The organism is Streptomyces sp. HUAS YS2 (assembly GCF_033343995.1).
Classification (GTDB): Bacteria; Actinomycetota; Actinomycetes; order Streptomycetales; family Streptomycetaceae; genus Streptomyces; species Streptomyces solicathayae.
The window spans coordinates 2,874,483-2,889,988 of sequence record NZ_CP137573.1; the positions used below are offsets into that span (position 1 = coordinate 2,874,483).

The 15,506-nt window shown below is 70.6% G+C and carries 13 protein-coding genes; 2 read left to right on the forward strand and 11 right to left on the reverse strand.

Annotated features, from left to right (window positions below; genetic code table 11):
* The first annotated feature begins 94 nt into the window (after positions 1-94).
* On the forward strand, positions 95-1,162 hold the full coding sequence (locus R2D22_RS12955; RefSeq protein ID WP_318103267.1) for an alpha/beta hydrolase: 1,068 nt from the start codon (positions 95-97) through the stop codon (positions 1,160-1,162).
* 59 nt (positions 1,163-1,221) lie between these two features.
* Here R2D22_RS12955 and R2D22_RS12960 read toward each other — a convergent pair whose 3' ends face one another.
* From R2D22_RS12960 to R2D22_RS12975, 4 genes are all read right to left on the reverse strand, one after another.
* Positions 1,222-3,348, reverse strand: a complete 2,127-nt coding sequence (locus tag R2D22_RS12960; protein ID WP_318103268.1) for a hypothetical protein — start codon at positions 3,346-3,348, stop codon at positions 1,222-1,224.
* A 174-nt stretch (positions 3,349-3,522) separates the two neighbouring features.
* Entirely contained in the window at positions 3,523-3,912 is a 390-nt protein-coding gene (locus R2D22_RS12965) for a DUF6113 family protein (RefSeq protein WP_318103269.1), read from the reverse strand.
* On the reverse strand, positions 3,909-4,796 hold the full coding sequence (gene mshB, locus R2D22_RS12970; protein WP_318103270.1) for an N-acetyl-1-D-myo-inositol-2-amino-2-deoxy-alpha-D-glucopyranoside deacetylase: 888 nt from the start codon (positions 4,794-4,796) through the stop codon (positions 3,909-3,911). Before mshB ends, R2D22_RS12965 begins: the two co-directional genes overlap by 4 nt.
* A gap of 32 nt (positions 4,797-4,828) precedes the next feature.
* A complete protein-coding gene (locus R2D22_RS12975) occupies positions 4,829-5,023 on the reverse strand; it encodes a hypothetical protein (RefSeq protein ID WP_318103271.1) in 195 nt (64 codons plus the stop codon).
* Positions 5,024-5,190: 167 nt separating this feature from the next.
* Between R2D22_RS12975 and R2D22_RS12980 the strand changes: the two genes are divergently transcribed.
* Complete coding sequence (locus tag R2D22_RS12980; protein ID WP_318103272.1) at positions 5,191-7,323, forward strand: prolyl oligopeptidase family serine peptidase; 2,133 nt, start codon at positions 5,191-5,193, stop codon at positions 7,321-7,323.
* A gap of 140 nt (positions 7,324-7,463) precedes the next feature.
* Here the strand turns inward: R2D22_RS12980 and R2D22_RS12985 are convergent, their stop codons facing one another.
* From R2D22_RS12985 to R2D22_RS13015, 7 genes are all read right to left on the reverse strand, one after another.
* Positions 7,464-8,549, reverse strand: coding sequence for an ABC transporter ATP-binding protein (locus tag R2D22_RS12985; protein WP_318103274.1), 1,086 nt, complete (start codon positions 8,547-8,549; stop codon positions 7,464-7,466).
* A complete protein-coding gene (locus R2D22_RS12990; RefSeq protein ID WP_318103275.1) occupies positions 8,542-9,525 on the reverse strand; it encodes an ABC transporter ATP-binding protein in 984 nt (327 codons plus the stop codon). Before R2D22_RS12990 ends, R2D22_RS12985 begins: the two co-directional genes overlap by 8 nt.
* 6 nt (positions 9,526-9,531) lie before the next feature.
* The gene (locus tag R2D22_RS12995) at positions 9,532-10,542 is read right to left on the reverse strand and encodes an ABC transporter permease (protein WP_318103276.1); all 1,011 of its coding nucleotides are present in this window, start codon (positions 10,540-10,542) and stop codon (positions 9,532-9,534) included.
* On the reverse strand, positions 10,535-11,458 hold the full coding sequence (locus R2D22_RS13000) for an ABC transporter permease (RefSeq protein ID WP_318103277.1): 924 nt from the start codon (positions 11,456-11,458) through the stop codon (positions 10,535-10,537). The genes R2D22_RS12995 and R2D22_RS13000 overlap by 8 nt, the downstream gene beginning before the upstream one ends.
* Positions 11,459-11,535: 77 nt before the next feature.
* Entirely contained in the window at positions 11,536-13,170 is a 1,635-nt protein-coding gene (locus tag R2D22_RS13005; RefSeq protein WP_318103278.1) for a peptide ABC transporter substrate-binding protein, read from the reverse strand.
* A gap of 137 nt (positions 13,171-13,307) precedes the next feature.
* Positions 13,308-14,453 carry an ABC transporter ATP-binding protein gene (locus R2D22_RS13010; RefSeq protein ID WP_318103279.1) on the reverse strand — a complete coding sequence of 382 codons (1,146 nt, stop codon included), beginning with the start codon at positions 14,451-14,453 and terminating at the stop codon, positions 13,308-13,310.
* Complete coding sequence (locus R2D22_RS13015) at positions 14,446-15,504, reverse strand: ABC transporter ATP-binding protein (protein WP_318103280.1); 1,059 nt, start codon at positions 15,502-15,504, stop codon at positions 14,446-14,448. Before R2D22_RS13015 ends, R2D22_RS13010 begins: the two co-directional genes overlap by 8 nt.
* Positions 15,505-15,506 lie beyond the last annotated feature (2 nt).

Consider the following 15,506-nt stretch of genomic DNA (forward strand, 5'->3'; position numbering starts at 1 on the left):
GGTTCTCCCTCGTTCTCGTGTTGACGCCCGCACCAGTAACTGTATATACCTTAAACAGAACTGCTTACGGCATAAACAGTTGAGGGATCCCGTCATGCTCGGCACCGTCGTCACCACCTCCGCCGCACTCCTCGCCGCTCCTGCCGCGGGACTGCTCGGCCACCGCCAGGTCAGGCGCGCCGCGCTCGCGAAGCGCCTGCGCGTCACCGCTCCGCACGGCATCGACGAGTCCGGCTTCGTCCGCGTCGGCGGCATCGACCAGTGGATCTCGGTCCGCGGCGACGACCGGAGCAACCCCGTGATCCTGGAGATCCACGGCGGCGCCGGAGCCTCCAACCACGTGTTCCTGCCGCGCACCCGGGACTGGGAGCGGCACTTCACGATCGTCCGGTGGGACATGCGCGGCGCGGGCACGACCTTCGCGCACGGCGGCCCGGACGGGCAGGGCGAGTTCACCCTCGACCGGCTGGAGCGCGACGCGGTCGAGGTCACCGAGCACGTGCGGGCCCGGCTGGGCGTCGAGCGGGTGCTGCTGGTCGCCAACTCGTTCGGCACCGTGCTCGGGCTGCGGCTGGCCCGCCGCCACCCGGAGCTGTACGCGGCCTACGTCGGCACCGACCAGAACATCCAGGCCGGCGGGCGTGAACGCACCGCGTATGACGGCCTGCTCTCGCGTCTGGAGCGGGCAGGGAAGCGCAAGGAACTGGCGACGGTCCTGGAGATGGGCGCGGACCGGACGGCGTGGAGCGCGGGCCGGTCGGCCGCGTTCAGCAAGCTCGCCCTCACCACGGACCCGCTCTCCGCCGAGACGATGAAGAAGGTGGTGATGAGCTCGCTGTGGTTCTCGCCGCTGCACGACCTGCGCGGGCTGCGCGACTACGGCCGGGCCATGACCTTCTCCGAGTCGCTCGCACCGGAGGCGGCGCTCGTCGACGAGTGGGCGGAGGGCACGGCGTTCCGCCTCCCGTTCTTTGTCTTCCAGGGCGCCGCGGACGTGCTCACTCCTGCCGCGGCGGCCCACCGGTTCTTCGTCGATGTGACCGCGCCGGTCAAGGACTTCGCGCTCATCGAGGACGCGAGTCACTTCGCCGCGTTCCGTCGGCCGGAGCGCTTTCTCGACCTGATGCTGACCAGGGTCCGGCCGGTCGTCGCCGCCGGATGACGCGAAGGCGGGCCGGAGCTGGTGCTCCGGCCCGCCTTCGTCCGACTGTCTCTTCGGCGTCAGCCGTTGCCGTTGAGGTCGATCGTCTTCGTGCGCTGCGCCGGGGTCTTGCCGACCAGCGCGTCCTTCATCACGAAGGCCACGTCGTCGGCGGAGACCTGGTGCTTCTTGCCGTCGGCCTTGGTGATCATGATGCCGTCGAAGACGCCGTCCAGGAGCTCGTCGATGGCCTTCTTGTCGTAGACCTCGACCAGGCGGCCGTCGATCGCCTGCATCGACAGGATCTTCGGCAGCGACTTCGCCGGGCCGAACTTGATCTCCTTGGCGCCCGCCTTGATCGTGATCAGGCCGGACATCGCCGGCTTGGCGAACTCCTTCATCGCCCGGTCCAGCTCCGCCTGGGAGATCGTGGGCTCGCGGGTGGTCACCGGCAGTTCGACGACCTTCGCCCGGCCGGTCTGGACGTACGCCCGGTAGGCGTCCTTCACCGAGACGACCGAGCGCGCCACGTCGAGGCCCTTGCCCGCCTTGCCAGGCACGGCGACCGCGCGGCCCGGCTCGAACTTGATCGTGCCCTCCTTCGCGGAGCCGGAGGCGCCCGCGATGTCCGAGAGGGCGACGGCCAGCTTCTCCTCGTCGACCGGGATGAACGGCTCGGCCTTGCGCTCGCCGCCGAACAGGGAGCCGATCACGGAGACCGGGTTGTAGTCACTGCCCGCCGCCGCGCGGACCGTCGCCTGGCTGTCCAGGCTCAGTCCGGCCTTGTCCGGGGCGAGTTCCTCCTGCTTGCCCTCGACGGAGAGCTTCAGCGGGGCCGTGGCGCGCGCGCCGAAGGCCGCGTCGAGCTTGGCGACCGCCTCTTCCTTCGTGCCGCCGCCGATGTCGACACCGAGGACCGTGGTGCCCTTCGGCACGTCCGCGTGGTTGAGCAGCAGACCGGCGCCGTACGCGACACCGGCGAGGCCGACGACGCCGAAGGCGACCAGGACCAGCTTCGAGCGGCCCTTCTTCGCCGGGGCCGAGGGGGCCGGCCTGGCCGCCGCGGCCGGGCGGGACGGCGAGCCGGGCCGGCCGCCGTCAGAGGCCGACGCGGGGCCCGGGAAGTCGGGGGCCGAGAACTGCATCGGGTCGGGGCCGTCCGACAGCCGCGGGGCCAGCGGGTTGGCCGCTCCGCGGTTCTCCGGCGGGACCACGGGGATGCCGCTGGTGAGCGTGTCGCCCGAGACATGACCGTCGGCGCCGGCCGCCAGAAGCTCTTCCTGCGACACCGAGGAGAGCTGGAAGGTCTCGTCGGACATCCGCGGCACGCCGAGGTTGGCGGCGCCGGTGACCGGGCCGGTCGTCGGGCCGGTCGGACCGGCCGGCGGACGGACGCCGAGGGACGGGGTGGGACGGTCCTGCGCTCCGGGAAGGCCGGGACCGCCGGGGCCCATCGGAGCGCCGGGGCCGGGACCACCGGGGCCCATGGGCGCGCCGGGACCACCGGGGCCCATCGGAGCGCCAGGGCCGGGACCACCGGGGCCCATGGGCGCGCCGGGACCACCGAGGCCCTGCGGACCGCCGGGACCCTGCGGACCGCCGAGGCCCTGCGGGCCGCCGCCTTGCTGCGTGGCGTCCGAGAAGTACGGCATGCCGGGCTGGCCCTGCGCGCCGCCGGGGCCACCAGGGCCGGACACGGGTCCGGGACCCGGGGCGGGCGTCGGCGTGGGCGTGGGTGCGGCCGGGGCGGCGGGTGCCGGGCCGGTCTTGCGCGGCGCGAACCAGGAGCTGGTCGCCTTCGACTCGTCCTGGCCGGCCTGCGGCTCCGGGGCCGCCTCCGGCGCCGGACGGCCGGCCGGTGCGCTCGGGGCCGGCGCGGCCGCGGCCTGCTGTTCGGCCGCCGGCTGCTGCGACGTCTCGGAGACCGGCTTGCGCACGACGACGGGCGGGATCGGCCGGGACCCCGGAATGTTGATCCGGATCCGGGTCGTCAGCGTGGTCTCGGTCCTGGGCTCGTCCGGCTGCTGCGGCCGGGCCGCAGCGCCCGCGGCGGCAGCGGTCTCGTCGGAGCCGTCCTGCGTGGGGTGGAGCGACGGATACTGGCGGGATCCGTACGGCGGCGTCCCCGAGGGGTACGCGGCTCCCCCACGGCCCTGGGCGGCGCCGGAGGACGAACTGTCGGTCTCACGACCAGTTTCACGACTCAAAGCAGGCTCTCCCGGTTGGCTCCGCCGCCCGCTTGTTGCTGGTGCTCGTGTGCCCGGGCGGCTCGGCGGCGGCACCACCATACTGGCCGCGGCCGTCGCGTACCCGACGGCCGGGGCAACGGGAACGGGCAATCCGGCCGAAGTCCGGGCAGGTCACGCGTGAAGTCGGCGAGTTCAGGACGTCGACGCCGGAGGCCTTGACATCGTGGCGCAGATCACAGCGAGGGCCATCCCGCCCAACAGGAACACCGCCTCACCGAGTCCGCCCGCGAACAGGCCGTCGCCTTCCGGGCGTCCGAGGGCGAGCAGAACGATCGAAACCAGCCAGCCCACGGCGGCTGCGGCGATCCCGAGCTGGGAACCGGTGGCGCGCAGGGCGCCGTAGAACAGCGCGGCGGTCGCGAGCAGGGCGAGCAGCAACCCCAGCGGGAACCAGGCCGCTTGGACCAGCGTGCCCGCCGCGCCGACGACGACTCCCAGGGCGAGCAACCCGAGGTGGCCGGCGACCCGCACGGCCGTGCCCAGGGCGCCGCGCCCCGCCCGGCCGTTCACCGCTGCGCTCACGACTCCACCCCCGCGAACAGGTCGTCCTCGCGCGTGCCCGCCGGTGCACCGGAGGCGCCGCGCACCAACTCGTAGTACTCCGTGGTGAAGACGGGCTGACCGAGGTCGTTCGAGAGGGCGAAGTACGGGCCCTCGACCGCGATCTGGGTGGCGTGCGCGCGCATCGCCGCCGTCTTCCGCTCCGCGTAGTCCGTGCCGTCGATCTCGGTGGTGATCAGTGCGTCGTCCACCACGCCGGGGACGTCGTCGATCGCGGCGATGCCGGGGAAGCCGGCGTCCGCGGCGCGGAGCCGGGCGAAGGCCGCCTCGGCGACCGTGCGCGGCACCCGGTTCCAGTAGATCTTGGCGATCTCGTGGGCCGGGCCGAGCTCGGGGCGGAAGGCCGGGTCGGCGGCCAGTTCCGCGGCGCGCGTGGCGACGCGGTGGGCCTGGATGTGGTCGGGGTGGCCGTAGCCGCCGTCGGGGTCGTACGTGACGAGCACCTGCGGGCGGACGGAGCGGATCACCTCGACGAGGAGCGCGGCGGCGTCGTCGACGGGGGTGTTCCAGAACGCGCCGGCCCGGTGGTTCTGCTCGACGCCCATCATCCCTGAGTCGCGGAACCGGCCGGGGCCGCCCAGGAAGCGGTGGTCGGTGACGCCCAGCTCCTTCATCGCGGCGGCGAGTTCGCCGACGCGGTGGTCGCCGAGCCGGTCCTCCCGGTCGGGTGCGAGGTGCGCGAGCGCGGGCGGGATGACCTCGCCCTCCTCGCCGAGGGTGCAGGTCACCAGGGTGACCTGGGCGCCCTCCGCCGCGTACCTGGCCATGGTGGCGCCGTTGTTGATCGACTCGTCGTCGGGGTGCGCGTGCACCAGGAGCAGACGACGGCCCGGTAGATCCGTCATGGGCCCCACCCTACGAGGCGGGGCCCGCGGAGCTAGAACTTGATGCCGCCGATCATGCTGGCCACGTTGGTGGTGAAGGTGCTGATCGTGGGGGCGACGGTCGAGCTCGCCAGGTAGAAGCCGAGCAGCATGCAGATCGCGGCGTGCCCGCCCTTCAGCCCTGATTTCTTGATCAGGATGAAGACGATGATCGCCAGCAGCACCACCGCCGAAATCGAGAGTGCCACGGCGGTTCACCTCCATACGTGTCGGCCGGATATTCGTTCGGGTCGCGCAGTGAGCATGTGCCAGGAGACTCCTACCCACCCAGCGCTACGGATCATAACTATGTGTGGCCACGCATCCTTCGGTGTACGGGGGCACAAGGGGGCGCACGCACCGCTAGGTTCGGCGCATGACCGTCAACGAGCCTTCCGTCCCTCTGTCGTTTCCGCGCCAGTACGCCAGGACCCAGCGCTTCACGCTCGGCGCCCCGCGCGGGTTCACGGTGTCGCCCGACGGCGAGCGCGTGGTGTTTCTGAGGTCGCCGTCCGGGACGCGGTCCCATCAGCTGTGGGTGCTGGACACCGGCAGCGGGGCGGCGGGGCGGGAGCGGGTCGCGGCCGACCCGGACGAGCTGCTCGGCGGGGCCACGGAGCAGTTGTCGGCGCAGGAGCGGGCGCGCCGGGAGCGGAGCCGCGAGGGCTCGGCGGGGATCGTGGCCTACGCGGTGGACGGGGCCGTGGAGTTGGCGGCGTTCGCACTGTCCGGGCGGCTGTTCACGGCGGAGCTGAGGGCCGGCACGGCACGCGAACTGCGCACGCCGGGACCGGTGATCGACCCGCGGCCGTCGCCGGACGGGCGGCACGTCGCGTACGTGGCGCGGGGCGCGCTGCGGGTGACGGGCACGGAGGGCGAGGAGGACCGGGCGCTGGCCGAGCCGGAGGACGCGCACACCACGTACGGCCTGGCGGAGTTCGTGGCGGCCGAGGAGATGGCGCGCTCGCGCGGGTTCTGGTGGTCGCCGGAGTCGGACCGGCTGTTGGTGGCGCGGGTCGACGATGCGCCGGTCGCACGGTGGTGGATCGCGGATCCGGCGCATCCGGAGCGGGAGCCGGAGCGGGTGCCGTACCCGGCGGCGGGCACGGACAACGCCGAGGTGCGGCTGTTCCTGATCGGCCTGGACGGGGACCGGCAGGAGGTCGTCTGGGACCGGCGCCGGTACCCGTACCTGGCGCGGGTGCACTGGTCGGGGAACGGGGCGCCGCTGCTGCTCGTCCAGGCCCGCGACCAGCGCACGCAGGTGTACCTGGCGGTGGATCCGGCGACCGGGACGACCAGGACCGTGCACGTCGACGAGGACCCGGTCTGGCTGGACCTGCACCCGGGGACGCCGGCCTGGGACCCGCGGGGGCGGCTGGTGCGGATCGTGGACGAGGGGGGCGCGCGGGTCCTGGCGGTCGGCGACAGGGCGCTGACGGGGGCGGCGCTGCACCTGCGCTCGGTGCTGGACATCGGGGAGAACGACGTCCTGGTGGCGGCCTCGGCGGGCACGGAGGCGAAGGATCCGGAGACCGGCGAGATCCACGTGTACCGCGTGAACGAGCTGGGCGTGGAGCGGGTGTCCGAGGGGCCCGGAATTCACTCGGCCGTGCGAGGCGGCGGGGTGACGGTGCTCTCGTCGGCCCGGGCGGACGCGCCGGGGAGCGTGGCGCGGGTGCTGCGGGACGGGACCGAGGTGGCGGTGGTGGCCTCGTACGCGGAGACACCGGTGTTGTCCGCCCGCGTGCGCCTGACGGAGGGGGGCGCACGGCGAATTCCGTGCGCCGTCCTGCTCCCGTCCACCTACGAGGAGGGGGACGGACCGCTCCCCGTACTCATGGATCCGTACGGCGGCCCGCACGGACAGCGGGTGGTGGCCGCGCACAATCCGCACTTGACGTCCCAGTGGTTCGCGGACCAGGGGTTCGCGGTGATCGTGGCGGACGGGCGGGGCGCGCCGGGCCGGTCGCCCGCGTGGGAGAAGGCGATCGCGGGCGATCTGACGCCCACACTGGACGACCAGATCGAGGCGCTGCAGGGCCTCGCGGGCGAGTTCCCGCTGGATCTGGGGCGGGTGGGCATCCGGGGCTGGTCGTACGGCGGCTACCTGGCGGCGATGGCGGTGCTGCGGCGGCCGGACGTCTTCCACGCGGCGGTGGTCGGCGCGCCGCTGAGCGACCTGCGGCTGTACGACACCCACTACACCGAGCGGTACCTGGGCGGGACGCCGCAGGAGCGGCCCGAGGTGTACGAGGCGAACTCGCTGGTGTGGGACGAGGGGCTGGTGGGCGCGGAGAGCCCCGCGCGGCCGATGATGATCATCCATGGGCTGGCGGACGACAATGTGGTCGTCGCCCACTCACTGAAGCTGTCCTCGGCCCTGCTGGCGGCCGGCCGGCCCCATGAGGTGCTGCCGCTGACGGGCGTGACGCACATGACCCCGCAGGAGCAGATCGCGGAGAACCTGCTGCTGCTCCAGGTGGACTTCCTGAAGCGCTCGCTGTGAGGCGGTGCTCCCGCTGAGACGGGTCGGCCGGCCGGAGCGACATGGCGCGCTCCGGCCGGCCTACGGCACCCGCACGGCCGTACGGTGATCAGCTTGCCGGGTCCGTATATCGGAGCCGGGTCGGCCGAGTTGCCGTCGCGTTAACCGACCCCGCCCTCCCCAGCGGCCCCGTCCTCGCCCTCTTCCTCGCCCGGGACCACATGCTTCTCCTCCGCGAAGTGACAGGCCGAGTCGTGCTTCGCCGGGGAGTCGGTGAGCCGGAAGACCGCGGGGACCGCCAGTTCCGGAACCTCCAGGGCGCAGCGCTCCTGGGCCTTCCAGCAGCGGGTGCGGAAGCGGCAGCCGGAGGGGATGTTCGCCGGGGAGGGCACGTCGCCGGTCAGGATGATCCGCTCCCGGTGCTCGCGGGCGTCCGGGTCCGGGACCGGGACCGCCGAGAGCAGCGCCTGCGTGTAGGGGTGCGTGGGATGCTCGTAGATCTGCTCGTCGGTGCCGATCTCCACGATCCGGCCCAGGTACATGACCCCCACCCGGTCCGAGATGTGCCGCACGATCGACAGGTCGTGCGCGATGAACACGTACGAGAGCGAGAACTCGGACTGGAGGTTCTCCAGGAGGTTCACCACCTGCGCCTGCACCGAGACGTCCAGTGCCGACACCGGCTCGTCCGCCACGATGATCTCCGGCCGCAGCGCCAGCCCGCGCGCGATGCCGATGCGCTGTCGCTGGCCGCCCGAGAACTGGTGCGGATAGCGGTTGATGTACTCCGGGTTGAGGCCGACCACGTCCAGGAGTTCCTGGACCCGGCGCCGCCGATCGCCCTTCGGGGCCACCTCGGGGTGGATGTCGTACGGCTCGCCGATGATGTCGCCGACCGTCATGCGCGGGTTCAGCGAGGTGTACGGGTCCTGGAAGACCATCTGGATGTTGCGCCGCACCGCCTTCAGCGCCTTCGGCGACAGCTTGGTGATGTCGTCGCCCTTGTACGAGATCGAGCCCGACGTCGGCCGCTCCAGGTTGACCAGCATCTTCGCGACCGTCGACTTGCCGCAGCCGGACTCGCCCACGATGCCCAGGGTCTCCCCCGCGCCCAGGTCGAAGTCGACCCCGTCGACCGCCCGGACCGCGCCGATCTGCTTCTTGAACACGACGCCCTGCATCAGCGGGTAGTGCTTGTGCAGGCCCCGGACCTGGAGAATCGCCTCGCCGCCCTGTCCGTCAGCCATGGAGGCACTCCTTCCAGAAGTGGCAGGCGCTGGTGCGCGGCACCGGCGACTCGGTCACCTCGTACAGCGGCGGCACGTCCGTCCGGCAGACGGCCTGCGCGAGCGGACAGCGCGGGTTGAACGCGCAGCCGGGCGGGATCGCCAGCAGGTTGGGCGGCAGGCCCTTGATCGCGTACAGCTCCTGCCCCTTCTGGTCGAGGCGCGGGATCGAGTCCAGCAGGCCGCGGGTGTACGGGTGGGCGGGCGCCTTGTAGATCTCGTGCACCGGGGCCTGTTCGACGATCCGGCCGGCGTACATCACGGCGATCTTGTCGGCCACGTCGGCGACGACGCCGAGGTCGTGGGTGATCAGGATCAGGCCCATGCTGAGTTCGCGCTGGAGCTCGGCCAGCAGTTCCATCACCTGGGCCTGCACCGTCACGTCGAGCGCCGTCGTCGGCTCGTCCGCGATGATCAGCTCGGGTTCGAGCGCCAGCGCCATCGCGATCATGATGCGCTGCCGCATGCCGCCGGAGAACTGGTGCGGGTACTGCCCGACGCGTTCCTTCGCCGCCGGGATGCGGACCCGGTCCATCAGCTCGACGGCCCGGGCCCTGGCGTCCTTCTTCGACATCCCCCGGTGGACGACGAACATCTCGCCGAGCTGCTCGCCCACGGAGAGCACCGGGTTGAGGGAGGACAGCGCGTCCTGGAAGATCATCGCCATCTTCGCGCCGCGGATCTTCCGCCGCTCCTCCTCCTTGAGCTTCAGGAGGTCCTGGCCCTGGAAGTGGATCTCGCCGCCGGCGATCTTCCCGGGCGGCATGTCGAGGATGCCCATGATCGCCTGGGCGGTGACGGACTTGCCGGAGCCGGACTCGCCGAGCACCGCCAGCGTCTCGCCCGCGTCCACCGAGTAGTTGACGCCGTTGACCGCCTTGGCCACCCCTTCCCTGGTGTGGAACTCCACGTGCAGGTCGCGGACTTCGAGCAGCATGGGCGCCTACCTCAGCTTCGGGTCGAGGGCGTCGCGCACCGCGTCGCCGAGCATGATGAACGCGAGCACGGTGATCGCCAGCGCGCCGGCCGGCCAGAGCAGCATGTGCGGGGCGTTGCGGATGTACTGCGAGGCCGAGGAGATGTCGATGCCCCAGGAGACCGAGGGCGGCTTCAGCCCGACGCCCAGGTACGACAGGGTGGCCTCCAGGGAGATGTACGTGCCGAGCGCGATGGTCGCGACGACGATCACCGGCGCGACCGCGTTGGGCGTGATGTGCCGCAGCAGCATCCGCGAGTTCGACGCGCCGAGCGCCCGGGCGGCGTGCACGTAGTCGTTCTCCTTGGCGGTGATGACGGAGCCGCGGGCGATCCGGGAGATCTGCGGCCAGCCGAGCAGCACCATGAAGCCGATGACCGGCCAGACGGTGTTGCTGGTGACGACGGACAGCAGCACGAGGCCGCCGAGGACGACCGGGATGGCGAAGAAGACGTCGGTGATCCGGGAGAGCACCGAGTCCCAGGCGCCGCCGAAGAACCCGGCGAGCCCGCCGAGCGCACCGCCGAGCAGGGCCACGCCGAGGGTGGCGAGGACACCGACGGAGACGGAGGTCCGGGCGCCGTAGACGGTCCGCGTGTACACGTCGCAGCCCTGGCCGTTGAAGCCGAAGGGGTGGCCCGGCTGGGAGCCCTCCTGTGCCTTGGCCAGGTCGCAGTCGAGCGGGTCGCCGGAGGCGATCAGGGACGGCCAGATCGAGATGATCACCAGGAACAGGATGATCAGCCCCGAGATGATGAAGACCGGGTTGCGGCGCAGGTCGCGCCAGGCGTCGGACCACAGCGAGCGCGGCTTGTTGTCGGGGCCGGTGCCCTCGTGGCCGCCGGGTGTCTTCTCCAGGGTCTCGGCCTCCGCCGTGGCAAGGTCTGACGCGCCGCCGGCGCCGGTCGGAGCGATGGCCTGGCCCTCTTCGTACGACTCGATCGGCTCGGGGTGGTGCGGCTCGGGCTGGTCAGGCATAGCGGATCCTCGGGTCGAGTACGGCGTACAGGAGGTCGACGATCAGGTTGGCCAGCAGGAAGACCAGCACCAGCACGGTCACGAACCCGACGACGGTCTGCGTGCTCTGCCGGACGATGCCCTGGTAGAGCTGGTAGCCGACGCCGTGGATGTTGAAGATCCGCTCCGTGACGATCGCGCCGCCCATCAGGGCGCCGATGTCGGCACCGATGAACGTGACCACCGGGATGAGGCTGTTGCGCAGCAGGTGCCGGGTGATGACCCGGCGGCGCGGCAGTCCCTTGGCCGTGGCGGTGCGGACGTAGTCGGCGCGCTTGTTCTCGGCGATCGAGGTCCGGGTGAGCCGGGTGACGTACGCGAGGGAGACGGAGGCGAGGACGAGGCCGGGGACGATGAGTTCGTCGATGGGGGCGTCGGAGGAGACGGCCGGGGAGATCCAGCCCCACTTCACGCCGAGCAGGAGCTGGACGATCAGGCCGGTGACGAAGGTCGGGACGGACAGGACGACGAGCGTCATCAGCAGGACGCCGGTGTCGACCGGCCGGCCCCGGCGCAGGCCCGTGACGACGCCGAGGGTGATGCCGATGACGATCTCGAAGAAGATCGCGACGATGGTGAGCCGGATGGTGACCGGGAAGGCCTGGCCCATCAGTTCGGTCACCGGCTGTCCGTTGAAGGCGGTGCCGAAGTCGCCGGTGAAGACGTTGCCCATGTACGTCAGGTATTGCTGCCACACGGGCTTGTCGAGGCCGAACTCCTTGCGCAACTGGGCGGCGGTCGCCGGGTCGCAGGCCCGGTCGCCGCAGAGGCCGGCGATGGGGTCGCCCATCACGTTGACCATCAGGAAGATCAGCAGCGTGGCGCCGAAGAAGACCGGGATCATCTGCAGCAGACGCCGGATCACATAACGACCCATGAGGGGCTCCTGGGGTTCGAGGAAACCGTACGGCCCGGCGCGGGAGGGTCGCCGGGCCGTACGTCACCGCCCTGACGTCACTTGACCTTGATCTCGTTGTAGACGGGGACGCTGAACGGGTTCAGGGCCACGTTCTCGACCCGGTCCGAGTAGGCGGCGCTGCCGTTCTGGTACCAGAGCGGAATGGCGCCCATGTCGTCCCGCAGGACGCCCTCGGCCTGCTGGAAGAGCTCCACGGCCTTCGCGGTGTCGGTCTCCGCGTTGGCCTGGTTCACCAGCTTGTCGAAGTCCGGGTCGGAGTACTTGCCGTCGTTGGACGAGGCGCCCGTGTAGTACAGCGGCTGGAGGAAGTTCTGGATGAGCGGGTAGTCCATCTGCCAGCCGGCGCGGAACGGGCCCGGCATCTTGGACTCGGTGATCTGGTTACGGAAGTCGGCGAAGGTGCCGATGGGGTTGCCGACGCAGGCCTTGGTGTTCCCGAGGGCCTTGTTGATGGAGTTGCAGACGGCGTCCACCCACTCCTTGTGGGAGCCGGTGTCGGCGTTGTACGAGATCTTCATCGTGCCGCCGGGGATGCCGCCGCCCTCGGCGACCAGCTTCTTCGCCTCGGCCGCGTCGTACTTGCAGAACTCGCCGCAGATGTCCTTGAAGCCGCCGTCCTCGCCGAGGACCGGAGAGGTCCAGTCGACGGCGGGGGTGCGGGTCTTCTGGAAGATCGTCTCGGTGATCTGCTGGCGGTCGATCGCCATGGAGAGCCCCTGGCGGAGCTTCTCCTGGCCCGGCTTGTTCCAGGCCGGGTCGTAGAACGGGAAGGACAGCGTCTGGATGATGCCGGCCGGCTCGTTGATGTAGCGGTCGCCGACGTCCGCCGAGACGTTCTTGAGCTGCGAGGCGGGCACGTCGTCGACGAGGTCGAGGTTGCCGGCCGTCAGGTCGGTGTAGGCGGTGTTGTTGTCGGTGTACACCTTGAGGGTGATGCCGCCGTTCTGCGCCTTGTCCGTGCCGGGGTAGTCGTTCCAGCGCGTGAGCTCCATCTGCGAGCCCTTGGCGTACGACTGGATGGTGTACGGCCCGTTGCCGACCGGCTTGGCGAGCCAGCCGGCGTGGTCGTCGAAGAAGGACTGGGGCAGCGGGGAGAACGCGCTGTAGCCGAGGGTGTCGGGCCAGGTGGAGAACTTCTGGGTGAGCTTGACCGTGAAGTTCTGGTCGTCGACGACCTTGAGGCCGGACATGGTCTGCGCCTTGGGCTGCCCCGACTCGGGGTGCACCTGGTCGTAGCCCTCGATGTAGCCGAAGAAGGGAGCGTTCTTCTGGTTGTTCTTCAGGTTGGCGCCGTAGTTCCAGGCGTCCACGAAGGACTTGGCGGTGACCTTCTCCCCGTTGGAGAACGTCCAGCCGGTCTTGACGGTGACCGTGAAGTTGATCGAGTCGGTGGTCACGATCTTCTCGGCGAGCATGTCCTCGGCCGCGCCGGTCTTGGCGTTGTAGCGCTTCAGACCGCGGAAGATCATGTCGAGCACCTTGCCGCCCTGGACCTCGTTGGTGTTGGCGGGCTCCAGCGGGTTCTGCGGGTCGGTCCAGGAGGAACTCACGATCCCGTCCGCGCCACCACCACCGCCTCCACCGCCGTCGTCGCCGCCTCCGCAGGCGGTAGCGGCCAGGGCGACGGCCGTGGCCAGTGCGGCCCACTTGGCGTGGGTGGCTCCGCGCATGGAGTCCTCCTGAGTGTCCAGATGCTCACGTAGGCCCCAATATCACCCCATAACGGGCGCCATGCACGTCCACCGCACCCGGACGCACGAGGGCCCCGGCACCCACTCGGGTGCCGGGGCCCTCCTCGCTCACTCGATCAGACGTGCAGGACGTCCTTCTCCTCGGCGAAGTGACACGCGGACTCGTGCGCGGCCAGGGTGTCCTGACCCTTGAACCGCTCCGGGATCGCGAGCACCGGGATCTCGGTGGAGCACTTGTCCTGCGCCTTCCAGCACCGGGTGCGGAAGCGGCAGCCCGACGGCGGGTTCGCCGGCGAGGGGACGTCACCCGTCAGGATGATCCGCTCGCGGTGCTCACGCGCGTCCGGGTCCGGGACCGGGACCGCCGACAGCAGCGCCTGGGTGTAGGGGTGCGTCGGGTGGTCGTAGATCTGCGCGTCCGTACCGATCTCGGCCATCTTGCCGAGGTACATGACGCCGACCCGGTCGGAGATGTGCCGGACGATCGACAGGTCGTGCGCGATGAAGACGTAGGACAGGTTGAACTCGTCCTGGAGCTTCTCCATCAGGTTGATGACCTGCGCCTGCACCGACACGTCGAGCGCGGAGACCGGCTCGTCGCAGATGATGATCTCCGGGTTGAGCGCGAGGCCGCGGGCGATGCCGATGCGCTGGCGCTGACCGCCGGAGAACTGGTGCGGGTACCGGTTGATGTACTCCGGGTTCAGACCGACGACGTCGAGCAGCTCCTGCACCTTGCGGCGCCGGTCGCCCTTCGGGGCCACCTCGGGGTGGATGTCGAAGGGCTCGCCGATGATGTCGCCGACCGTCATACGCGGGTTCAGCGAGGTGTACGGGTCCTGGAACACCATCTGGATGTTCCGGCGGACGGCCTTCAGCGCACGGCCGGACAGCTTGGTGATGTCCTGGCCCTTGTAGAAGACCTCGCCCGCGGTGGCCCGCTCCAGGTTCATGAGCAGCTTCGCGACGGTGGACTTGCCACAGCCGGACTCGCCCACGATGCCGAGGGTCTCGCCCTGGTAGAGGTCGAAGGAGACCCCGTCCACGGCCTTGACCGCGCCAACCTGCTTCTTGAACAGGATGCCCTGGGTCAGCGGGAAGTGCTTGACCAGGTTGCGCACCTGGAGGATCGGCTCACCACGCTGGACCGGAGCCTCGAGAGCGGCTACGGCCTCCGCCTCGCTGCGGGCCTCGACCTCGTGCACCTCGGTGACGTTCGGAGTCGCGTCCGCGGCGTCGTCCGTCTTGCTGAGCTCAGCCATGGATCGTCTCCTTCCAGAAGTGGCAGGCGCTCTTGCGGCCCGGCAGCTCCACGCCGCCCTGCTCGGCGACCGGCGTCAGGGCCGGGATCTCCGTGCGGCAGATGTCCTCGGCCTTCGGGCAGCGCGGGTTGAAGGCGCAGCCGGACGGCACCTTGAGCAGGTTGGGCGGCAGGCCCTTGATCGCGTACAGCTCCTGGCCCTTCTGGTCCAGGCGCGGGATCGAGTCGAGCAGGCCCTTGGTGTACGGGTGCGCGGGGCGCTTGTACAGCTCGTGCACGGGCGCCTGCTCGACGATCCGGCCGGCGTACATGACCGCGATCTTGTCCGCGACGTCGGCGACCACGCCGAGGTCGTGGGTGATCAGGATCAGACCCATGTTGTACTCGCGCTGGAGCTCCGCGAGCAGGTCCATGACCTGGGCCTGGACGGTCACGTCGAGCGCGGTGGTCGGCTCGTCCGCGATGATCAGGTCCGGCTCCAGGGCCAGCGCCATGGCGATCATGATGCGCTGGCGCATACCGCCGGAGAACTGGTGGGGGTAGTCGTTGACCCGGGCCGCGGCGGCCGGGATCTTGACCCTGTCCATCAGCTCGATGGCCTTGACCTTGGCGTCCTTCTTGGACATGCCGTGGTGCACCCGGAACATCTCGCCGAGCTGGTAGCCGACGGTGAGCACCGGGTTGAGGGAGGACAGCGCGTCCTGGAAGATCATCGCGATCTTGCGGCCGCGGATCTTCCGGCGCTCCTCGAAGGACATCTTGAGCATGTCCTCGCCGCGGAACATGATCTCGCCCTGCGGGATCTTGCCGGGCGGCATGTCGAGGATGCCCATGATGGCCTGCGCGGTGACGGACTTGCCGGAGCCGGACTCGCCGAGCACGGCGAGCGTCTCGCCCGCGTCCACGCTGTAGTTGACGCCGTTGACGGCCTTGGCCACGCCGTCCCGGGTGTGGAACTCGACGTGCAGGTCACGCACTTCGAGCAGCGGCCCGGTGTAGTCGTCGCCGTCGCGGGGCGCGGGGACCGTCGCGGTGTTGTCGATGATGGTCACTG

Coding starts and splice junctions, on each gene's coding strand:
- R2D22_RS12980 (WP_318103272.1), top strand. CDS start 5,191: ATGACCGTCAACGAGCCTTCCGTCCCTCTGTCGTTTCCGCGCCAGTAC.
- R2D22_RS12990 (WP_318103275.1), bottom strand. CDS start 9,525: ATGCTGCTCGAAGTCCGCGACCTGCACGTGGAGTTCCACACCAGGGAA.
- R2D22_RS12995 (WP_318103276.1), bottom strand. CDS start 10,542: ATGCCTGACCAGCCCGAGCCGCACCACCCCGAGCCGATCGAGTCGTAC.
- R2D22_RS13005 (WP_318103278.1), bottom strand. CDS start 13,170: ATGCGCGGAGCCACCCACGCCAAGTGGGCCGCACTGGCCACGGCCGTC.
- R2D22_RS12985 (WP_318103274.1), bottom strand. CDS start 8,549: ATGGCTGACGGACAGGGCGGCGAGGCGATTCTCCAGGTCCGGGGCCTG.
- mshB (WP_318103270.1), bottom strand. CDS start 4,796: ATGACGGATCTACCGGGCCGTCGTCTGCTCCTGGTGCACGCGCACCCC.
- R2D22_RS13000 (WP_318103277.1), bottom strand. CDS start 11,458: ATGGGTCGTTATGTGATCCGGCGTCTGCTGCAGATGATCCCGGTCTTC.
- R2D22_RS12955 (WP_318103267.1), top strand. CDS start 95: ATGCTCGGCACCGTCGTCACCACCTCCGCCGCACTCCTCGCCGCTCCT.
- R2D22_RS13010 (WP_318103279.1), bottom strand. CDS start 14,453: ATGGCTGAGCTCAGCAAGACGGACGACGCCGCGGACGCGACTCCGAAC.